Source organism: Nostoc sp. (genome assembly GCF_036919495.1).
Taxonomy (GTDB): Bacteria; Cyanobacteriota; Cyanobacteriia; order Cyanobacteriales; family Nostocaceae; genus Nostoc.
The window spans coordinates 25771-46682 of the sequence record NZ_JBALBZ010000153.1; the positions used below are offsets into that span (position 1 = coordinate 25771).

Consider the following 20912-nt stretch of genomic DNA (forward strand, 5'->3'; position numbering starts at 1 on the left):
AGTAGGGGCGCACAGTTATGCACCCCTACGACAAACTTGTATTCTAAATTTGAATCGGCTGGAAATTTTGAATTACTTAACGTCTGCTAGCACCACGATGAGGCACTTCAGACACTTCAGTGTCTTGTAGCTTCATTTTAGGTGCAAAGACTTCTTGATGTTGTTGCGGCTGTTGCGGCTGAATTTTTTCCTGTGCAAATTTTACACGGGTGCGAACTCCGAGATCAACATCATTATCGAGCATTTGCTGAAGTTGATTTTTAATCCGTGACGCTTGATCGGGTAAAGTGACTGCTATAGCGATCGCTAGTGTTTCTAAACTTGTCACTGCTGCATAGCGCACTACCCACTCTGGATCTTGAGAAATTAGTAATAGCGCCTCTAGTACTTGAGTCTGAATAGATTCTAGTTTTTCAGGCGGTACTTGCTGCCAGCGCAAAGTGCCTAATCCCCTCGCAGCTGCCCGCCGCACACTCAGGGAAAAATCGGTCTTTGCTGCCTCTAACAAGGTATCCAGCGCCCGGACATCGCCAATTCCCGCTAAGGCACGAATAGCCCAGGCTCTAGCACCATAGTTGTAGCCATCAATTAGTTGTAATAGTGGCTGCACTGCGGCTTCCCCGATCGCAATCAGCCCATCTACCGCAGCCACTGCTGCCCCTGGATTGTTGTAGCCCAAAGCTGCAATTAGTGTAGGAACACCTTCTTCTATACCAGATGCTGCTAACTCCTGAACTGCGTCTAATAACCGATCCGAGGAATCTGCTTCTTCTACAGCACGGATCAATATTTGGGCCAGATCGCTGTTATTCATAATAATTCTTCTTCAGCAATGAGTCGTCAGCCAATTGTAGCTTGAGCTATCCGTAGTTGGCATCATACATAAACCCCCTAGCCCTGATTTTACAGTAAGCTTGGGGGTTTATGTATAGTAAAAATTTGGTTGTAACGTATTAATAACAACTGATTATCTAGAATTTATGACTACAATAGCGAGTCCATCAAATTTATCACTTTAATCGCACCTTCTGAGAAAGTGCTTGGTGTTATGTGATTTACTTGATGTTCTAGTAATCCTTTAAGAGAAATTAGCTTGAGGCTATTTTCAGCAAGAGTCTGTGCGATCGCATCTGCTGCGGGTAAATATCCAATCGCTCCCAAATCTGCTAACACTGATCGACGCAATTGCAATTTCTCTCCCGCCAGAGCTTGTACTAGCCGTTCTCCATAAACTGGTTCTTGGGTTAATTGATACATGGCTCGGGCGGCAGAATATTGCACTAATTCGATTGGATGCTCTAAGAATGCCTTTACCAGAGGGGCAAATTCAGTAGCCTTCAATGTTCCCAAGGCTTCTAAGATAGCGTCGTAGGGTTGAGATAAATCAGGCTGTGATATGAGCTGCTCTCCCTGCAAACCTACTACTAATAGCTTGATTAGGGCCGGAATACAAACCGGATCGCCCAGCATCTCTAAGGATTGTGCCGCAGCTTCCCGCACATAAAAATCTGAGCAGTTTAAACACCCAATTAAAGGTGATACTGCCTGGCGATCGCCAAGTTTGCCTAAGGCTCTAGCTGCGTTTCGTCGCAGAGGATATCCGCCTTCTGGTGTCCTGTCGGCTTCATCCTCTAAGGCTTTGATCAGTGCTGTAACCGCAGCTGGTTCACTTATACGAAACTTGCCCAACCACCAGGCAGCATAAAATCGCAGACCTAAATCTGCACTTTCAAGATTAGCGATCGCCTGCTCTACAGTTAAAGATCCACCGTCGGCATTGTCAACTGTCAGTGATAAATTTTTAATGTTCTCCAGACTGGGATTCATGGCTGTGTTCGCTATGTGTTGTATCAGCGTTCAATGGCTGAATGCTGACTATTTTGCCACCCAAGCGAGTAATGCGCTGCATTTCCTGATTCATCCGGTTCTCAGGCACTGTGTAAAACACAGAGGCACTAGAACGAATCGGATAATTGGTTTTGTCGGTTTCTTCGCTTTGGCGCAGACCCACTACTTCATACCGAAAGTAGCGACTACTTGTTCTACTACTAATTTGTCCAACCATAAGATTAATTCCCAATTCTAAATTGTTATTAGTCTCAGCTCGCGCGCTCTTTCCTTTGCGAGAAGTTCTGATGGTCTAAGCCTTCGCTCAGACTTCTCTCTTTGTCCTTATGATTATTGACACTAAAGTGGTTTCACACTGGCTATTTTGCCACCTTGTTTTACCACTCTCTGGAAGTAAGCAGATAGTCCTTCATAGGGTATGATAACAGCTTGATTGACCCGGCGTGTGCTAGGATACCCAGCTCCAAAAACGCCTGCAACTTCAATGCGGTAGAGTCTGCCTTCTTGACCAAAAGTTCCTGCACCGCCAAAAGTACTATTGGGGGTAACGCCTTTTTCAGGAGCAACGTAGGAAAAACCGGAAGGGCCACCAGAGGGAGGAACAACAACGGATGCACTATTACGACCGAGTTCGCTAGCAAGACGGGAGGACTTGCCTTTGAGTTGGGAGGTATCGCTACTGGCATAACCGCGATAAAGTTGGAATATCCGGCTAAATCCCACAGTTTTCTGTCCTGTTTGGGTTTTAAAGCCACGATAGTAAGGCACAATGTTTTCACCAAAGTTAGATTGATACTCTGGCGAATCAATATAAGAATCTATGTCGGCTTCATATCCCTTGTTTTGGTACAAGTCCAAGTGATAGACCACATCAGACTCATCATAAGGGGCACGACCCAACAAATGTTTATAGTTCAGCTCGATGACGCGAGTTTGGAAATTGTCGTAGAAAAACTTGGATTTGTACAGCTCTGATTTAGCTAGTTGACGCACAAACTCTTGCACTGTAATTTTCCCATCGCGCAGGATAGATTCAGCACTTATGAGGCGGTCAGATGTCAAAATGTAGTTGTTGCCCAAAACTTGACGATAGACGGCAGCAATTACTCTCTCAATGTCTTCTTTGGTTGCATTTAGACGCAATTCCACAGGAGACTGATCGCTAAAAGGTTCTGTTCCCAGACGGGAAGCTGCTGTTGTAATAGCCATTGGTAATATTTCCCTTTGTAAGTTAGTACTTGCGAAAAGTTAGGAGTTAGGAGTTAGGAGTTAAGAGGAGGGGTAGAGTTAGGAATTCAAAACTCCTTACTTCTCACTCCTCACTTTTAACTCACAACTTCTAACTCCTCCTTAATTCCCGATTGCCTATTTATACGGCTGTAATGCTAATAACCCTACTGCCCTTGCGATTCAACTGCTGCAATTTACTAGAAAGTTGCTCGTATGGTACGAGCAATTCCGCAGTACCCCGCCGCACTACAGTTGAGTTCGGGGAAGCTGCTTGTAACACTCTGATGCGGTATGTTTCCCCGCGACTACCTGTAGAGAGACCTGTTAAGGCTCCGGAGGAGACTGGGTAAATGGGTGAAGCTAGATTCTTAGCTACTTCCCAGGTTAGCCGCCCTTGCTTTTGTCCTTGAGCGCGATCGCTATTGGCATAACCTCGATACAGTTGAAACAGTCGGCTGTAGCCAACGTTTTTCAATCCTACTTGGCTTTTAAAGCCTCGATAGTAGGGCACGATATTTTCGCCAAAACTCTCTTGATATTCTAATGAGTCAATGTAAGAATTAATCTCAGCTTCATAACCTTGTGAGTTGTAAAGCTCAACATGGTACGAAATTTCTGACTCATCTTCTGGGGCCCGCCCCAATAGATGCTTATAATTCAACTCGATAAACCGAGTTTGGGAGTTGGAGTAGAAAAACTTATCCCGATAGATTTCCGATTGAGCAATGGCTTGCACAAATCCCCGAACTGAGATTCCACCTTGCTGCAACAGTGATTCTGCACTATCTAGACGTTCTCCTTCCAGGAGATATGCATTACCCAATACCTGACGGTAAGCCGCCCGGATAACCACTGCTACATCCGCTTCTGTTCTATCGGGACGTAGTTCTACTAGTGGTAAGTTTTCAAATTCTCCAATCCCTAATCTTGCTGCTTGTCCCAAAGCCGCCATCTTTAACCTCCTCAGTTTTTACTGCAAAACTGAAAACTTTTTAGAAAAATTTTTTTCTAGTCTTTTAACAGTCTTTTGAATATAAAACTGCCCGGAGAGGTAAACAACTCATAGAACTCACTTGTCATAAGAGCTGATTTTCTCTCCGGGCTAAAGAAACACTCTAGCTTAGAGTATTGATTACATAGTCGATGTAAGAATTGGCTTCAACAGCTGGATCGCCGCTTAAACCGTGGTTAGCTTTGATGTACTTGAGAGCTTCAATGTACCAGCTAGGAGATAGATCAAAAGTCCGGTTGATTTCAGCCAAGCCAGAAATCAAGAAATCGTCCAAGGGGCCTGTGCCACCAACAACTAAAGCGTATGTGATAATCCGCAAGTAGTAGCCGACATCACGTACACACTTGTTTTTACCGCGTGCATCAGACGCGAAGTTGGGGCCTTGTTGTTGAGTGGTGTAAGGGAACTTGCTATAAACTGCTTGAGCAGCACCTTCAGTCAAGCGTTGAGCATTACCGCTCAATGCTTTTGCTGCTTGTAAGCTAGCTGGTGCTTGGCGGAAGCGACCAAAAGCAACTTGAATTTCGGTGCTGCTGAGGTAGCGACCTTGAGAATCAGCCGATGCGATTGCTTCCGTTAGAGGTGTTTTTGTCATTTTGGTATTTCCCTTTTACAAATTTTTGGTTGAAATTTTGTTTTGTCCTAATGGACTATTATCTCAGTCAATAGCAGTGGTATCTGCCTTAAGCTACTGCTGAAGCAGCACGATCAAAATAGCCAGCTATTTCAGATGATAGAGCGCTGCAATCTCCTCTGGTGATGTTGTTTGTATCGTTGACAATAGCCAGAGAAGCTTGTTTCAACTTTTGAATACCAACAGCAACTGAAGCTCCTGGAGTTCCTAATGCCAAGTAGGTTTCCCGCAAACCATTGAGGGCACGATCATCTAACACGCTGGAATCGCCAGCAAAGATCGCATAAGTGATATAGCGAAGAATGATGTCCAAATCTCTGATACAAGCAGCTGCACGACGGCTGGTGTAAGCATTACCACCGGGAGTGATCAATTGGGGTTGTTCTGCCCACAAATCACGAGCCGCAGCAGCAACTAGAGCTGACGCATTGCTGGTAATACGGTTAACAGCATCTGCACGCTTGTTACCATCTTTGACTAGTTCGCTCAATGCATCCAATTGTGCATCGGAGAGATATTCCCCACGTGTATCAGCTTGGGAAACTACTTTTGCAAATGCATCTAAAACCATTGCCTTAAATCTCCTAATTTGCTTGCTAAGAATAATTGGACTCAAAACTGAATGGTTCAGTTTATTTTTGATGTCAGTACTGCCTGACGAGTTACGAAAGGTTCAAAACAGACATCCACGGAATAAGTTTACGATCTCCAGGCTTTCAGATTAAAACTTTTGTTAAAAAACTTCAAACTTCTGTGAACGACTGGAAAACCTGATTAAGATGTTGTTTTTATCCTTCCAAGATATCTTTATACAATGCTGTCGCGTCATTATTTATTACAAATTATTGTTATGTTTGTTAATTTCATTTACATAACTTTACACTTTTCTTTAACCTAAAAGATGGGATAATCTATACTTTGGGAAATCCATTTAAGCGCGTATAAGCGTGTCTCGTACTTCTCTAGGAGACGCTGCACGTAGCTTGCTTCCCTGTAGGGGTACGACAAAGCTCAGTGATCACCACAGGCATCGCACATTTAAGTTCTGTATTATTGGCTACTTCCTAGCGCATGCCCTTGGTAGAAGCTATTTAGAAGCTATTTATACGTCTGCATTGCAGTCTATAGCGGTAGTTAACTATGCAATCGGCAGACTTAGAATTATTAGCCTGGCCGAAGCTCTAGATTTGCAATAGATATCTCCAGAAATTAATTATGCGTTACCTGAAACTCTTTTAGAGACGTTGCAATGCAACGTCTCTACATTCATTTTCACTCCTATGTCTAATTTCTCTTCACCATGCCCAATGTCTCTTGAGTTAAGCCATTAGGAATGAACACAATTTGTTTTCGAGTTCGATTTCGCGTTCTTGGGTGGCGACAATAGCCTGGGTGATGACGCGCTGGCTGTCAAAACCGACTGCGTGTAGTTGCAACCACTGTTGAGCTTCATTGCCTTCGCGGAGGATTTTATGCAAAGGGGAAAGGAAACAACTAAAGCCTTGTTGTTTAGCGATCGCCCAAACATCGTGGTACATTTCATAAATCCAATCTCTGGCTAGGATACTTCTACCATCTTGCCAATGCCTCAAATGAGCATCAAGACTACCAGTAGCAGCAGCAGCTTCGTTCTCAGCAGTCAGGGTGACGAGTTCTTGGGGAGAGAAGGTACTTTGAGTTAAGGGATCGATGCTGGGATTTTCGATTATTTGCAACAAACGCGCTTCTAATAAGGCAGTAATGGCTAGCAAGGCAATGGGATCTGTAACTAAATCGCAAATTCTCAATTCTAGGCGATTTAGATCATAAGGACGGCGATCGCCATTTGGTCGCACTGATGCCCACAAATGCCGCACGTTTTGCATAGTTCCGGCAAGGAGTTGATCTTCCACCCACTGAATATGATCGGCGTGGCTAGCAAATAAAGGCACATGGCTAGGCGTTTGCGGAAATACGCCCCAACGAGTGGAGTGATAGCCAGTAGTTTTGCCCTCTAGGAAGGGAGATGAGGCGCTGAGGGCGAGAAATAAAGGTGCTTCCATACGGATTACCCGACAGGCCCGCATTAATACTTCTGGGTCGCTGATGCCGACATTGATGTGGACGCTGGCGGTAACTACTTTTGTGCCGTAGGTGTTCGCAATGTAGTCATGATAAGGGTTTGCTGGATCGGAACGGAGAAAGCGATCGCTCCCACTCAAAGACAAAGTACTCCCCGGTATGAGGGTGTAATCGCCCAAACGATTCAGGTAGTTTCGCAACACCCGCCTCGGACGCAGCAAAGCACACAGTAAATTTTCGTAATTTTGGGATGGTTCGGTTATGTATTCCACGTTGCGGCTATCTGGCTCCCGCATAAATCCATCCAAATCGGCAACAATTTTGTCGGAGAGACCGACGATTTCACCTTGAGGCGTGCCAGTGTACATCTCAATCTCAAAGCCTTTTAATAAAACCACCTTTGTTCTCCTCGGCTCTCTCTACCTATAAATTGTATCGAATAAGACGAATCTCTGGATCTATCTTTAAGCCAATCAAAGGTTAAGAATCATTTTGTTGATAATTCATACCAAATCAGGACGACGGATTGATTCGCTGTCTTTCGGAGAATTATTACTTACTACTAAAGTAAGAGAAACATCTAGTTGAATTTACGCACTGTATAGTTAGGCATTATGTATTTTCAGAAATTTGGTTATTTCAAACGGTTAATTGAAACCTAAGATTTACTTACTATGTTTGTTTTATTTTAGGTATATTGCGAAATAAACTTATCAGGTGAATCACTCTTTTGGGCAATACTGAGGCGTATAAATTGGGCCCAAACTTTATCACTAAGTAAATTTAAAGCAGTTTTGAGATTATTAATTGCGATCGCGCCTATAACTTTACGCCAGCCCTGTTGCAATTCCTCAATAAAAGCTTCTTCGATAGAAACTTGACTCAGCAACGAAAGTGCAGTTTTAAAACTTTCTGATTCACCTGCCAAATTTTTCGATTTTAATCCCTGTAGTGCTACATCCAACCAAACAGGCAGAAGTTCCAACCAATTATTTTTCTCTATCTCTTTGAGTGCAATACCTTCCATACCTAGCGCACCCCACACGCATAAAGACTCTACAGCCAGTTGATAATCACGGTTTTCTAAAGCATTTTCCCATAAATTTTGAGCCTGATTTTGGAAGCGATTAGCGAGAAATTCATAAGCTTCTTGAACTTGATCTGGAATTGTAACTTTATAAACTGACTCACCTCGTGGTAGGTAATCGCCGCGATAGGATAACCAGTTATGAGATCCGCAAAGATGGATTTCTTTATCAACTATTATTTCTTTAACATGGGAATCTCCCAACCAAAAAACCTGTACAGATGGTAAACCATTAGGTGTTTTGATCGCTCGAAGTTTTTTCTCTACTTCTGGTGGAATTGGTTTATCTTCATCTTCTTGTCGCCGCGCAATTCCATGTCCAATTAAAATCCGAACTCCGCGATTAGCTAATTTCTGTAACAAAGTTAAAAATTTTTCATTGACAACTGCCTGATTCACCCAAGGAGAATAGATTAGAATCTGATTTTTAGCCGAATTTAAAACTTCTGAAAAAGCTAGACTAATTTTTCCATCGCGTAACTGTACAGCTTCACCTAACGCTTTATAGTTATCTCCCTCACTAGTAGTTTTTGTGGCAGCTTTTAGTGCCTTTTGGCGAATATTTTCAAGTCTAGCTTCTATTTCAGTATTTTTCTGCTTGAGAATGGCTTCACGTTCAAAGTTGATGGTTTCGGTTGATAATTTACATAATGCTTGCAAAGATATTTTACCTTCAGCGTGTAGCACTTCTAACCAATTTGATGCTGACTCTAAAATTTGCTTTCCATTCCTTATTTGAATGGTCAATTTATCTTCAAGAGCATCAAAGATAACGAAAAGCGATATTTTTCTCCAGATTTTTTGAGTCGAAGCTAGTACCTTATAGGAAGTTACGATTTTTCCCTCTTCTGGTACATGGAGCGCTAAACCTGAAGCTTGAATACTTTTTTGGATTTCCTCAAGGGGTAAGGAAGCAATATCAGCAATTATATGATTAATAGTGATAAAGTCTGCCAAGTCAGGTAAAGTTATCGTTGTCTCGTTTAAGGATTCAGATTGGAAAGTTATCTTGTCGCTTAAAGGGTCTGTAATAGCATAAATTTGTATAGGATATGGCGGCTGTGGTACAGACCCTTTTTCATAAAATGAGCGACCTTCAGAAGTAACTGTAAGCGGCGATGTTGGTGATAGTGTTTGTAAGGAACGAAGAGTAGTAGTAGTAGTTTTAATAAAGACAGAATCTAGCCCAAGTACAGAGGCTAACTCATCCTCTGTTGGCGGAGGTTGAAATTCAATAGCGGCGCGGATAATAAATTCTTCAAGTATGTTAAACTGGCGAGGTTCCTTGATATTTAGTTCTACAGGAGTTTGCCGCAAACCATAACGGAATTCACGCGCTGCTAAAACTGATAAGCTAGGACTTTGCGCTTCTATTTCGTCTACCAATTTTTTGAGATTGTCATCAATCGGTTTAGCAGAAGAGGCGAGAAACATCAACGAAACCTCCATGTAGACGCACGATATTTGAAACTTCGGAGTACATACTCCCGACTTGTCCATGCTGCTGAGTGAATAGGGAGGGAACTAGAACAGGGAGCTTCGGTTAAAAAATAGTGTAAACGATGGTAAGTTATCCCTACGCATTTTCTGCCATTTGGAATAGGTTTTATCTCCCCTACCCCCTGCGCTGTGCCTCCTCCCTCAAGTGAAAGAAATTCGCCGTTTTGAACCCACACCCTGAAGTTGCTAATGTAGCATTACTAAAGTCAAAATAACTTTTCAGAAGCTAATAGTGGATGTAACTCAATTAGTCAAAGTTTCAATTATTCTCTTGCTGCTTGCTACAGGTGTAGCTCTGCTGTCCCGGCGGTTGCGAATCCCTTATGTTGTGGGTTTAGTATTAGCTGGTTTGCCCATCACTGAGCTATTATCTCGTCCGATTGGTTTAAATCCAACCCTTGTTTTGGAGCTTTTCCTGCCAATTCTCCTCTTTGAAGCTGGTATTAATACAGATGTCAGCCGCCTACGCAGCACCTTTAAACCAATTGCTCTACTTGCTGGGCCAGGGGCTGTACTTTCCAGTGGGATTATTGCCGTACTGTTGAAATTTGCGCTGGGGCTGAGTTGGATACCTGCCTTATTTGTAGGAGTAATGCTGGCAAACACTGATACAGTTTCAATGATTGCCGTCTTTAAGGAAATACCAGTACCCTCGCGCCTTTCCACCATCGTTGAAGGAGAAACCCTATTTAACGATGCTGCTGCCCTGGTTATGTTCAACCTGATTGTGCAAGTATATTCAACAGGCTCACTCACATTTATAGAGGGAATCCAACAACTGCTAGTTATTTCTCTAGGAGGCTGCGTTGTAGGGTTAGCCTTGGGCTACTTGAGTATACCTATATTCGCCCGTTTAGATGATGCTCTTAGCAGTCTTTTATTGACAGTTGCGGTTGCATTAGGAACTTTTCAGGTTGGGCAATTTCTCGGTGTATCAGGTGCTGTGGCTGTAGTTGTCGCGGGATTAATTTTCGGGAATTTAGGGCTTTCTCGCAATACTTCTGCTTCTAGCCGCATCACCTTGTTGAGTTTCTGGGAATATGCCGGTTTTACTGTCAACACGTTTATCTTTCTGTTGATTGGTGTAGAAATAGACTTGGTAACGCTCTGGAAAACTTTACCTGCAATTCTACTTGCAGTTTTGGCTTTTCAAGTCGGGCGAGTTCTTACGGTTTATCCGCTACTAGCGGTGGTTCGTTGGATTGACCGCCCAATTCCGCTGCGCTGGCAACATTTACTGTTTTTAGGCAACATCAAAGGTTCACTCTCAATGGCTCTGGCATTGAGTTTACCTATAACACTGCCAGGGCGAGAAGTCCTGATAGCTATAGTCTTCGGCTGTGTGCTGGTGTCGTTAGTGGGGCAGGGTTTAAGTTTGCCTTGGGTAGTAAAACGCTTAAAATTATCTAAATTTTCTGAAGCTCAACAACAGGTTGAAGAATTGCAAGCCCAATTGATGACGGGCAAGGCGGCACAAGATGAATTAGATAGCCTGTTGAAATCAGGGGTATTACCAAAAGCCGTTTATGAAGAGATGCGTTCAGCTTATCAGGTAAGAATTGCGGGTGCAGAAAAGATATTGCGGGAACTATATAATCGTCGCCCTGATGAGGTGGAAGGTAGAAGTGGCAAGAGCAGTAAACTTGATGCCATTCGCCGGCGTTTACTCCTAGCAGAAAAAGGAGCGCTCAATGAGGCAATGCGGAAACGAATTCTCTCGGAAGAAATTGTACGCGGACGGATACAAAATCTTGATGAACAATTGTTGAAGCTTGAAGATGATTAGGGATTGGGAACCAATACGGTTCAGTTAAGGTGCATAGGTCTTAAAGATCCCCCTTAGTCCCCCTTAAAAAGGGGGAAATAGAGCCATTTTTAGCCCCCCTTAAAAAGGGGGGTTGGGGGGATCGAGTCTTATCCAAACCGTATTGGATTGGGAACTGGGGATAGTCTGAGCTTTGTCAATGAACCTTTGAGCTTTGACTGATTAGAATTTGCTGCCTCTAGTTAGATATTGAATCTCTGACTCAATGAATGCATTCTCATACGGAGCATGGGAACGAGGAAATTTAATGATTGCATTCCTATGTGGAGCATGGGAACAAGAAAACGAGGAAAAACTTAATTACGAATTACGTTAGCGCAGCGTTAGCGAGTCTTCGAGCGTCATTACGAATTATTTTAAAGGCGATCGCTTATCGTTATTTTGACTTTTAATTACCCTACCAGGACTGATAAAAGAAATTCCTTGTTGAAAGTCAGTACCAATCATGACTGCTTCCACTATCGGTTCGGATATTTCTGTTTGGGCTACCCACTCGACAATAAAGTTTGCACCTAAACCTCCAGTGGTATCATTTCTATTGATAAAAAAATCTGTAGAAGCTAGGGCATCAAGTTGAATAGGGCGCTCCAAATATTCTTTAACTAGTTTCCCTTCTGAGTTATAGTAGCGCACAGAAGTAATAACGATCGGATTGGTCAAATCTGTATTCCGAATACTTAGCGTAACTGCTAACTCGAAAATTTCCTGCCGATTGTGATGATAGATATGAGAATAGACAGGAACATAAACAGTTTGACCGCTTGCTATCTTAAAATTCTTATCCAGTGTCACTATTTTTTGGGATGGGGTTGCTGGAATGGCATTGGGTTGTGACTTTGGTGGAATTTCGGATGATTGACAAGATGCAAGAAAAATAACAGCGATCGCTAAATAAATATATCGATACAGCTTCATCAAAACTATTTACACCAATTTTTTTATTTATATGTGTAGCTAACCCCACCAAATTAAAGAGTTTAGCTATGAACTAAGCTCAACATTGTTGTTCAATAAAATCAATGACTTCATGTAAAGATCCTGGTTTAGTTACAATCAGCACAGTTGAATGAGGTTCCAGTATTGTACTACCGTTAGGAATCATCAAATCTTCGTGGGGATGGGGTTGATAGCCAATAATTAGCGAACCACTAGGAAATTGGGAATCCTGAGCAATTTCGGCAAGGCTACGACCAGCAACATAACAATTGTTGGGGATGGAAAGTTTCAGAACCTCAATCTGTCCCTGCTCAAAATGCATCATTGATTCCACTTGCGGATACTCAATGGCATTCACCATTGTTGAAACTGATAGTTCAACAGTACTGACAATATGGTTAGCTCCAGCGATACGTAACGGTTGGGCAAAATCGGGGTGGCGCATCCGACTCAGAATATGGGGAACACCGTAGTGTTTAGCAAGAGTTACCATTGCCAAGTTTAAGGCATCACTTCTCAGAACAGCTGCCAAGGAACCGGCTTTGCGAATCCCCGCTTCTAACAATACTTCTGTACTTACAGCACTGCCTTCAAAAGCCATTGCTCCTACTTGTTCACGGGCATAGCGGCAAGCGATAGGATCAATGTCAATTACGGCAACAGTATGTCCCAGTTCTACCAGTTTTTGCGCCAAACTTAAGCCCACTAAGCCTGCACCACCAATTAGTACGTACATGTATATTCTTGATGCTCTCTTCAACTTCCTATTCCACTTTACAACTTAGCAAAGGAATGAAAGTGTAGCTTGTATAGAAATACTTTCAACCACTGGACAAACAGACTTGGCAATGAGGCAAACTACTTTTATGTTTTCAATAAGCCTTGGTGACGACTAGCCCACCAAGCAAATCCAGCGCCGGTTATAAACATTAGCAGACCATAAATTGCACCAGGAATGGCCATTGTAGGACTATTCAGCAGCGTAGATGAGAAGCGATCGCGATCGCCAGAGTCCCATTTTGAATTCCTACTTCTACTGTAATTGCCCTAACAATCGCTTGCTCTAACCCGGATTTCTCACCACACCTCTCAAAGCCTGCGCTTGTGCAAGGGTGCAGAGGAGCAGGGGAGCAGGGGAGAGTTCAATCAATGTGCCTTGTTCTTTCCCCTCTGCCCCTCCGCTCCTCTGCTCCATCAAACGCCTGAAGCTTGTGAGAAATACGGGTCTAAACCTCTCTTATACATCCAATCGCAAAGAATCCAGAATGAATTCTGGCTCCTGAATTCTGAATTCTTCTTCGGTAATTGGTTTAGCAGAAATCGCCAGCTATTTCTGAAGCGCCTGCTGAAAAGTCTTGATAGCATCAACATGATTCACCATATTAATGCAGCGCAACAATAAATCCAGATCGATACCTTTAACTTCCTCACTACTGGAAACCCTTTCATAGTGAAGTGCGTTGCTTTCTTTTTGCAAGTGATAAACTTCTAACACTCCATCTTCCCAGAACCACACTTCTGGAATCAATAACCGTTTGTATGCCTCCAATTTGTTGATACCGCCACTGCTAAATACCACCTCAATCGCTAAATCGGGACGCACTCGACCAGGAGCAAGTTTATAAGATTCATCCGCCTCTCGCTTGACAGCACCTGATTCGCTTTCTAAGGTCATTGATCCAGTTGGAGTAAAGTCAAACCCTGCCATGAGCAGGTACAGTTCTAACAATGCGGCAATTCTCTTCTTAACGGTTTCGTGTGGTTCTCCAGGCATTCTTCGGATCTCCAAAACGCCATCCAGGAAAGACAGGCGATATCCTGGACGGTCTAATAACTGCTCAATTGCTTTGAATTCTCTCCAAGTCAGTCCTTCAAACAAAAGAGGTGATTCTTTTGTGGGTGTAGCGATCGCTGCTGGGGTCATAAAAGTCTCCAGTCTATTTCTAAACGAGAAATAATCAGTTTTGGAGGGCAGTTTGTTAATTGTAACTTCTTTCTAGGAGCTTAAAAATTACTTTTTCTCAGCTTTTTATATTTGCTGTTTCTCACCTAAGCCTTTAATTCACAACAAAATCACTTTTCAAATGATTCGAGAAACATCAACTAAACCTCCATGAAGACTGATAATATTTGATACTTCAGAATACATATTTCCGACTTTACCTGATTGATGGGTAAATAAATTATGACAACCTACAATTATCAAGAGTTCTTGAGCGCGAGAAAATGCAACATTTACCCGTTCTGGCTTCTTCGCAAATCCTACATCTCCTTTGCTATTGTTGCGAACCATACTCACAATTACAACAGGTCTTTCCATACCTTGAAATCGGTCTACAGTACCTGTACGAATTTCTAACGAAGGGAAAATTTCAGATTGTAGACGTTCATCAATTTTTCTTAATTGAGCGCCATAAAATGTAATTACGGCAATTTCTTTTTTCGGTTCACCTTTAGCAACTCTAGAAGCCCAAGTCGTCTCGAACTGCTGACACAGACGTTCAATCGCATCAATTTCTTGAGTATTAAAGTAAGAAGTTCCATTTCTTTGCTCTAAAAACTGATTCTCTATAGGCGTTTTTACCCAAATAAGATGCTGAGATTCTTGGATGATTTCGCCTGCTAGATGATGTGCGCGTTTTGTATCAGGCTCCAAAATACCAGATTCTAGCTTACCATCATAAAACTGATTGATTGCTCCCATAATAAATGGATGCATTCGATATTGTGTAGTTAGCATTTGTTTGATGCTTTCATCAGCAGATTCAAACTGACTTTTAAATAGTGATTCTTCTAAGAATTGTAGTTCATCTCTTGTATTACCCATTGTTTGAGCAACTTCTTCTATAGTGCTAGTATCAAGCATGGGTGGTAATTGCCGATGATCGCCTACCATTACTAACTTTTTGCCTTTCAAAGCTGGGATTAGTAACTCTGGTGGAGTACACTTACTAACTTCATCAATAATCACAACATCAAAAGATTTGAATTCTTCCGAAAAACCTCTATTTGCAGCCTGAACACAGGTGATACCGACGACGTTGGCATTATCTAAATATATGCGCCTTAAATCGTCCTGATCTCGCTCATTTGGCTGTCTTAATTTTCCTATCCAATCTTGTACAAAATTCTGATATTTATTGAGATAAGCTTCATCTTTGTGTAATTGCTGTTGCCAAGATTCAAAACTAATATTTATGCTGCGTAATAATTCTATATTAAACAAGTCATTAGCAAACTTTTCTGGTTTAAATTTATCCGGTATTCTTTGCCATTCTGTCAACCACCAGTTTCTTTCTTCTATTAAACTTTCTGATGGCTGTGGTTGTAATTTTTGTTCTAATTCGCGTAGGCTAATTTGTAATTTTTTAAGCTGCTGTATGGAAGTCTCCGTTTCTTGTTGCACCTTTGATAAATGCTCATAGAGAGAAGTTTTAATCATCTCCAACACAGCAAAGGGTTCTAATAATGAAATTAAGTTTTCAAGTTGACTAATGGCAGTTTCCCAAGAATGCACTTGATTTGAAAATTCTTGCGGTTGCTCCCAAATCTTTGATTGTGTTGCGAGATATTGTTCAGTTAGAATGCGTAATTGAGCAGGTATATTTTGTTGGTTAAGTTCTTGTAAAATGTTAATAACTCGTCCAAGTTGCAAATTAGCGTCTTGCTGTGCTTTTTCGGCTTCAGCTTGAGTAATAGATATTTGCTGTTGGCTAACTTCGTTTTTTTGAAGTTCATTTAATTGGCGTTGCAGATGCTGAAGCTGTTGATCGGTTTCTGTTTTTACTTTTAAAACACATTGACGGGCATTTGCAAGGATTGTATCTAGCAATTCTTGTCTAATCTGGGTGAGAGTAGAGTCGATGTTATTCCATTCCCATGATGCACCATAAGTTCGTTGCATTCTAATTAAGAAAACCTGGGTATTTTCAACTAGTAATTTTCGCTGTTTGGGGTTGAGTAGCTGATAATTATTAAACTGTTGATAGGTTTCTTGCCATTGGGTGCGATCGCTCTTTGATAGCACCATTGGAATCTGGCTAAAATTTTGTTGTAAAAAATAACTAAAGTTATGCTGTTTACCCTGCCGATCAGCAAAATTTCCGTCTATCTCATAAGCGATCGCTTTTGTCAATAACTCCCATTCTGGCAGATTAATTTTGTAACCTTTTGGTACTATTGGTAATTTTAATGTATTAGCAAACATCAACAAACCTAGCGGTAAATCTACTAAATTCTCTGTTAGTGGTAAACCTGATTGATGACATTCTTTTAAAGTTTGATAGAGAAGAGAAGGTGCTGTAGATTTCCATTCTTTAACTGCTGAGATAATATAATCTATTTCCCGTTTGCGGTTTTCCCATATCTGGATTGTTTGCTGTATGTTTTGCAGTTTGGCAATATATTTCTGATAATCTGGTTGTAGCTGATTTAATGAGGCGAAATTTTGTTGTACAATCTGTACCGATGCTGCAACTTCTGATATAGCTTTACTTGCCTCTTGAGCAGAACTCAAAGCTGTTTTAAATCCAGAAATTTCTCTTGCTACAGTTTCACGCAACCAAACCGCTAAACCAAAAGCACCAAGCGCCGGACGCGCAAAGCCAAATTCATCAGTATATTTAATAGTTTGACGAACATTTGCTAAAAATTCTTCTACTAAACTGTTACCTTCTGTGTATGGCTTAAGAAGCGGCAAAAAATCTGTAACTTCTGGAGCTTCCCAGTTGATATTTGGTGCAGTATTTAGTATATTTTCTAGTCCTGCAATTAGGGATTCAACTTCGTTCTGTTTTTCTACAGTTTCGTTGTAAGATTTTTCTTGACTTTTAAAGTCGCTCTCTAGTTTTAATTTATTTTTATTGAATTTAATTTGTTGCTGATTAAATTCTTCCTCTGCTTGGAAGTAGGCTGTAAATCTTTGTGATGATGCGAGTAATTGACTGAACGTTTGGATATTTTCGAGCCGTTGAGTAAGATTGTTTTCACAATCATTTGCTGTATTTTCTAGCCATCTGCCAATCACTTGATCTTCTAAAAATGGCTGTCCTTCCTCTCCAACTTTTTCAGCTCTACCTTTTCTTACAGCGCGAATTACAGGGTTGTGAACTAATCGACTCAGGGCGTTATCTACTGCTAAATTGGCTTGAGATGCGATTAAGGTACGTCCACCGCGAAGTGCAATTTGATAGCAAATTTCGGCAATTACGGTAGTTTTTCCAGTACCTGGTGGCCCTTGGATAAGAACAAGATCCTTAGCAGCAAGTACCTTTTCTACTGCTGCTTTCTGGCCAGGATTTGCAGAAGATAATAATAAATCCTGTGGTTGAAGTTCAACAGTTGTTTTGATTTGTCTAGCCTGAGAAGCATCGAATAAAAAGTTACCCAAATATGGATTTTGGGTGTAACCATTATTCAAATCATCTAAAGCTTTTTTCTTGCGCTGAATCTGCTGAATATCACCAACTGCCTCAAAACACAAAAATCCTGTATCAGGCAACTTATAACGCTCTGTTGCCATGAATTCAGCTAAGTCACGTTCTAGCCTGAGACTAATAATACAACGGTTAGGGTCAACTTCTTCAACAGTCCCTAATTGACGACCGCTAATCCAATTTTTGCCGACAGGAGCAGTTTCAAAAAGCTTTAAATCTTCGTTTTTTGTGCGTCTTGCTCGTTCCCAAAAGTTTTCTACATCGAGGGAATTTTGATAAAAGCCATCAAGGGTAGCTGAAGCTACATCTATTTCAAAACTGATTCGTCTTTTGAAGTTATAATTATGACTTACATAACGCACACAAAACTGACGTGCTTTAGCGATTTTTTCTTCAATTTGCAAAAATGCTTTCCAAGCTTTAAGCTGATCTTCTGTGGGCACATTTTCGCCACAAACTGGCGCGGCTGCAATGCGTTTCAATGTTGCGGGTGGAATGTCGAGATGATGCTGATGATTAGGTAACAGACGCAAGCGACAAGGTATAGCATAGCTATCAGCGTGTCCCCGTGAGGGTTGTAACAATTGAGCCGAAAGTATTTTTATCCCGCCGCGTCCATCTTTTGGTACAGCTGCTCTAAATCCTAATGTTTTTCTGAGCTTTTCAAGTCTTGCGGGTAATGGAAAATCATCGGAGTCTGTTGCTATTGTCAAATCCCAAATTTCTTCTCTTGCTTCTTTCCCCGCGCCTTTGCGACGTACATAAAATAGAGAAGGTTTTTTACCGACACATTCATACATTAACTGATTGGCGCGATCGCGCCGTTCCCTAAATTCAGGATATGATTTTAGGGCAGTTTCACCTTCAAGATGGCGGATAAAACTATCTATTGCTGAAGCTATAAACATATAGCCCCAATCTTCAGAGTTTGTTTTAGCTTTCGAGGATTTTGCTGTTAGTTTATTTATCGCTAGACGAATGCGTTCTACATCGGATTCTGAGATTGTACTGGTATGACTTTTGACTACAATTTTGAGTTTTTCGCAAATTGATAATAGCTTTTTGCTATCCAAATTTAATTCTTTTGCTAGTTCGTAGATTCTGAGTTTGCCGTTGTTCATCCAGTACTGCCTTTGCACACAAGATTTTTATATTTTAGAACTCAATACGATTCAGTTAAGGCTAGTGCTGGTTGTTAAAGTCTTTTTTTTAATTAACCGCAGAGGCGCAGAGAAGCCAGTGCGTTGGGCGGGTTCCCCGACTTGTTCGCGCAGCGTCTCCCCTTGGGAGAAGCAACTGGCGCGACACAAAGAGAAGAAATAGAAGGAAAAAATTGCTTAAGTAAGCGGCTGCATCAAAGTTTATACTGACGGTAAACTTCACTGGCGGCGCGATGCAACAAGGAATGCCGCCAAACTAAAGATTTCATATCATCAGCATAACCGCCACCAATGACGCAGGCGACTGGATAACCGCTACTCATACAGGTACTCAAAACCTGCATTTCTCGGCGAAAAATCCCAGCATCTGTAAGGGCTAATTTACCTAAGCGATCGCCTATATGAGGGTCAACACCTGCATCATAAAATACTAAATCTGGTTTGACTTTAGATAATAAATCTGATAAATAATTCGCTAAAGTTTGTAAATAAGCATCATCTTCCATTCCCACGGGCAAAGGAACATCCAAATCGCTGTTTTGTTTAGTACCGGGGAAATTGACTTCGCAGTGCATGGAAAAAGTAAAAACGCTGTCGTCGTCTTGGAAGATAAAAGCGGTACCGTCTCCTTGATGCACATCTAAATCTACAATTAGGATTTTTTGGACTAGTCCGAATTTTTGTAAAACGCGACAGGCGATCGCTAAATCGTTGAAAATACAAAAACCAGATCCATAATTGGGAAAAGCATGATGAGTTCCACCAGCCGTATTACAAGCTAAACCCTGACTTAGTGCCAGTTTCGCAGTTACTATTGTACCACCTACCGCTACACAGGTACGATTCGCTAATGCTGGACTCCAAGGCAAACCAATGCGTCGCTGTGCTTTGGCATCTAGGGTTCCCTCACAGTAAGCTTGAACGTAGTTTGGGGTGTGGACTAATTCTATCAATTCTAGCGGTGGACGTTCGGGGGTGTGAAATTGTTCTTGATTCGCCACACCATCAGCTAACAGCAATTCGTAAAGTTGCCGGAATTTAGGCATCGGGAAACGATGTCCTTCAGGTAGCGGGGCAACGTAATCTGGGTGATAAATAATTGGCAAGTCCATAAGGAAAGAAAATTTCAATCAGCAAACACGGATTACAATTCCCTTTCCCATCAGAGAACTTTATCAGATTGGTAACTTATATTATATTAATAAAAATTTGGACTAACTCTTTTAGGACTTACGCAAAATATCTCTCAAACTCTTATTTCTCCGTGTCCTCTGCGTCTCTGTGGTTTGTTATTCCGTAACTCTTGCTCCTATCTTTCTAAGGGAGATGTTTTGTAGAAAGGGGAGGGAGACGGCGCTTATACCGTCCTTGCAGGTTCTTGGTGAGCAAGACACAGGCAAATATCGCAGTTGAGAGTAGCACCACACTGGCTCCAGAGGCAATATCGAGGTAGTAGCTGAGATAGATACCCACAAAGGAAATCGCAGTTCCTAAAACCCCGGAAATAATCATCAGATAACCAAAGCGATCGCTCATTAATCGCGCAACTGATGCTGGAATCACTACTGCTGAAATAATTAAAGTCACCCCCAAGACATTCAGTGTAGCCACCAGTAAAGTTGCCAACATCAAAGCAAATAAAGTATCCATTGCAAAAACAGGTACGCCATGAACCTGAGCAACTTCCCGGTCAAAACACCAAAATAGCAATGGGCGATAAAACAAAAAAACGAGGCTGAGTAAGACAATCGTTACACCAGTCACCACCCACAAATCATTAGGGGAAACGCCCAACACATTACCAAACAAAGCAGCTTCAAAGTTTTGGCTAAATTTGCGATAGCTACTGATTACAGCTACTCCTAAAGCAAAGCTAGCAGTTGTCACAATTCCAATAGCTGCATCCGAGTAAATTTTCCGTCCCGTCAAATATTGAATCAACAGAGCAGCTGCAAAACCCCAAATTCCAGAACCGATGTAGAAATTCAAGCCCAGTACATAACTGAGTACGGCTCCCCCTAAAATCGCATGAGATAAACCGTGAGCAATGTAACTCATTCTGCGAGTTGTAACATAAACTCCCATAATGCCGCATAATAGCCCCGCCATCATGCCTACTAGAATCGCACGGCTAAAAAATTCGTAGCGAAAGGGTGCTAGTAAAAGATCCATACACTGTATTTA

General features: G+C 41.8%; 16 protein-coding genes. 1 reads left to right on the forward strand and 15 read right to left on the reverse strand.

The features are described from left to right. Positions 1-76: 76 nt before the first annotated feature. From V7K25_RS21980 to V7K25_RS22020, 9 genes are all read right to left on the reverse strand, one after another. On the reverse strand, positions 77-814 hold the full coding sequence (locus tag V7K25_RS21980; protein WP_335160576.1) for a HEAT repeat domain-containing protein: 738 nt from the start codon (positions 812-814) through the stop codon (positions 77-79). 170 nt (positions 815-984) lie between these two features. Continuing rightward, positions 985-1827 carry a HEAT repeat domain-containing protein gene (locus tag V7K25_RS21985; protein ID WP_335160577.1) on the reverse strand — a complete coding sequence of 281 codons (843 nt, stop codon included), beginning with the start codon at positions 1825-1827 and terminating at the stop codon, positions 985-987. Further along, positions 1802-2065: a phycobilisome linker polypeptide gene (locus V7K25_RS21990; protein WP_118168221.1), complete on the reverse strand. Its 264-nt coding sequence runs from the start codon at positions 2063-2065 to the stop codon at positions 1802-1804. Before V7K25_RS21990 ends, V7K25_RS21985 begins: the two co-directional genes overlap by 26 nt. Before the next feature lie 122 nt (positions 2066-2187). Then, positions 2188-3057: a phycobilisome linker polypeptide gene (locus tag V7K25_RS21995; RefSeq protein WP_335160578.1), complete on the reverse strand. Its 870-nt coding sequence runs from the start codon at positions 3055-3057 to the stop codon at positions 2188-2190. A gap of 160 nt (positions 3058-3217) precedes the next feature. Beyond that, positions 3218-4030, reverse strand: coding sequence for a phycobilisome linker polypeptide (locus V7K25_RS22000; protein ID WP_335160579.1), 813 nt, complete (start codon positions 4028-4030; stop codon positions 3218-3220). Positions 4031-4193: 163 nt separating this feature from the next. Then, complete coding sequence (gene cpcA, locus V7K25_RS22005; RefSeq protein WP_335160580.1) at positions 4194-4685, reverse strand: phycocyanin subunit alpha; 492 nt, start codon at positions 4683-4685, stop codon at positions 4194-4196. Positions 4686-4773: 88 nt separating this feature from the next. Continuing rightward, the gene (locus V7K25_RS22010; protein WP_335160581.1) at positions 4774-5295 is read right to left on the reverse strand and encodes a phycocyanin subunit beta; all 522 of its coding nucleotides are present in this window, start codon (positions 5293-5295) and stop codon (positions 4774-4776) included. Between the two features lie 748 nt (positions 5296-6043). After that, positions 6044-7183: a glutamate--cysteine ligase gene (gshA, locus tag V7K25_RS22015; protein WP_335160582.1), complete on the reverse strand. Its 1140-nt coding sequence runs from the start codon at positions 7181-7183 to the stop codon at positions 6044-6046. Between the two features lie 290 nt (positions 7184-7473). Then, complete coding sequence (locus V7K25_RS22020; protein WP_335160583.1) at positions 7474-9306, reverse strand: phospholipase D-like domain-containing protein; 1833 nt, start codon at positions 9304-9306, stop codon at positions 7474-7476. Between the two features lie 298 nt (positions 9307-9604). Here V7K25_RS22020 and V7K25_RS22025 point away from each other — a divergent pair, with 298 nt between their 5' ends. After that, a complete protein-coding gene (locus V7K25_RS22025; RefSeq protein ID WP_335160584.1) occupies positions 9605-11158 on the forward strand; it encodes a cation:proton antiporter in 1554 nt (517 codons plus the stop codon). 390 nt (positions 11159-11548) lie between these two features. Here the strand turns inward: V7K25_RS22025 and V7K25_RS22030 are convergent, their stop codons facing one another. From V7K25_RS22030 to V7K25_RS22055, 6 genes are all read right to left on the reverse strand, one after another. Beyond that, a complete protein-coding gene (locus V7K25_RS22030; protein ID WP_335160585.1) occupies positions 11549-12112 on the reverse strand; it encodes a DUF3124 domain-containing protein in 564 nt (187 codons plus the stop codon). Between the two features lie 79 nt (positions 12113-12191). Further along, positions 12192-12869 (reverse strand): potassium channel family protein, encoded by a 678-nt coding sequence (locus V7K25_RS22035; RefSeq protein WP_335160586.1) that lies wholly within the window; start codon positions 12867-12869, stop codon positions 12192-12194. 591 nt (positions 12870-13460) lie between these two features. Further along, on the reverse strand, positions 13461-14057 hold the full coding sequence (locus V7K25_RS22040; protein WP_335160587.1) for a Uma2 family endonuclease: 597 nt from the start codon (positions 14055-14057) through the stop codon (positions 13461-13463). Between the two features lie 156 nt (positions 14058-14213). Then, positions 14214-18689, reverse strand: coding sequence for a translation initiation factor IF-2 N-terminal domain-containing protein (locus V7K25_RS22045; RefSeq protein ID WP_335160609.1), 4476 nt, complete (start codon positions 18687-18689; stop codon positions 14214-14216). A 233-nt stretch (positions 18690-18922) separates the two neighbouring features. Beyond that, positions 18923-19840: a histone deacetylase family protein gene (locus tag V7K25_RS22050; RefSeq protein ID WP_335160588.1), complete on the reverse strand. Its 918-nt coding sequence runs from the start codon at positions 19838-19840 to the stop codon at positions 18923-18925. A gap of 205 nt (positions 19841-20045) precedes the next feature. Then, positions 20046-20900: a metal ABC transporter permease gene (locus tag V7K25_RS22055; RefSeq protein WP_335160589.1), complete on the reverse strand. Its 855-nt coding sequence runs from the start codon at positions 20898-20900 to the stop codon at positions 20046-20048. Between the last annotated feature and the right edge of the window lie 12 nt (positions 20901-20912).

Excerpts from the sequence above, each read along its gene's own strand:
- V7K25_RS22050 (WP_335160588.1), bottom strand. The coding sequence starts at position 19,840 with ATGGACTTGCCAATTATTTATCACCCAGATTACGTTGCCCCGCTACCT.
- V7K25_RS22030 (WP_335160585.1), bottom strand. The coding sequence starts at position 12,112 with ATGAAGCTGTATCGATATATTTATTTAGCGATCGCTGTTATTTTTCTT.
- V7K25_RS21990 (WP_118168221.1), bottom strand. The coding sequence starts at position 2,065 with ATGGTTGGACAAATTAGTAGTAGAACAAGTAGTCGCTACTTTCGGTAT.
- V7K25_RS22045 (WP_335160609.1), bottom strand. The coding sequence starts at position 18,689 with ATGAACAACGGCAAACTCAGAATCTACGAACTAGCAAAAGAATTAAAT.
- V7K25_RS22010 (WP_335160581.1), bottom strand. The coding sequence starts at position 5,295 with ATGGTTTTAGATGCATTTGCAAAAGTAGTTTCCCAAGCTGATACACGT.
- V7K25_RS21985 (WP_335160577.1), bottom strand. The coding sequence starts at position 1,827 with ATGAATCCCAGTCTGGAGAACATTAAAAATTTATCACTGACAGTTGAC.
- V7K25_RS22055 (WP_335160589.1), bottom strand. The coding sequence starts at position 20,900 with ATGGATCTTTTACTAGCACCCTTTCGCTACGAATTTTTTAGCCGTGCG.
- V7K25_RS21995 (WP_335160578.1), bottom strand. The coding sequence starts at position 3,057 with ATGGCTATTACAACAGCAGCTTCCCGTCTGGGAACAGAACCTTTTAGC.
- V7K25_RS22000 (WP_335160579.1), bottom strand. The coding sequence starts at position 4,030 with ATGGCGGCTTTGGGACAAGCAGCAAGATTAGGGATTGGAGAATTTGAA.
- V7K25_RS22020 (WP_335160583.1), bottom strand. The coding sequence starts at position 9,306 with ATGTTTCTCGCCTCTTCTGCTAAACCGATTGATGACAATCTCAAAAAA.
- cpcA (WP_335160580.1), bottom strand. The coding sequence starts at position 4,685 with ATGACAAAAACACCTCTAACGGAAGCAATCGCATCGGCTGATTCTCAA.
- V7K25_RS21980 (WP_335160576.1), bottom strand. The coding sequence starts at position 814 with ATGAATAACAGCGATCTGGCCCAAATATTGATCCGTGCTGTAGAAGAA.
- V7K25_RS22035 (WP_335160586.1), bottom strand. The coding sequence starts at position 12,869 with ATGTACGTACTAATTGGTGGTGCAGGCTTAGTGGGCTTAAGTTTGGCG.
- V7K25_RS22040 (WP_335160587.1), bottom strand. The coding sequence starts at position 14,057 with ATGACCCCAGCAGCGATCGCTACACCCACAAAAGAATCACCTCTTTTG.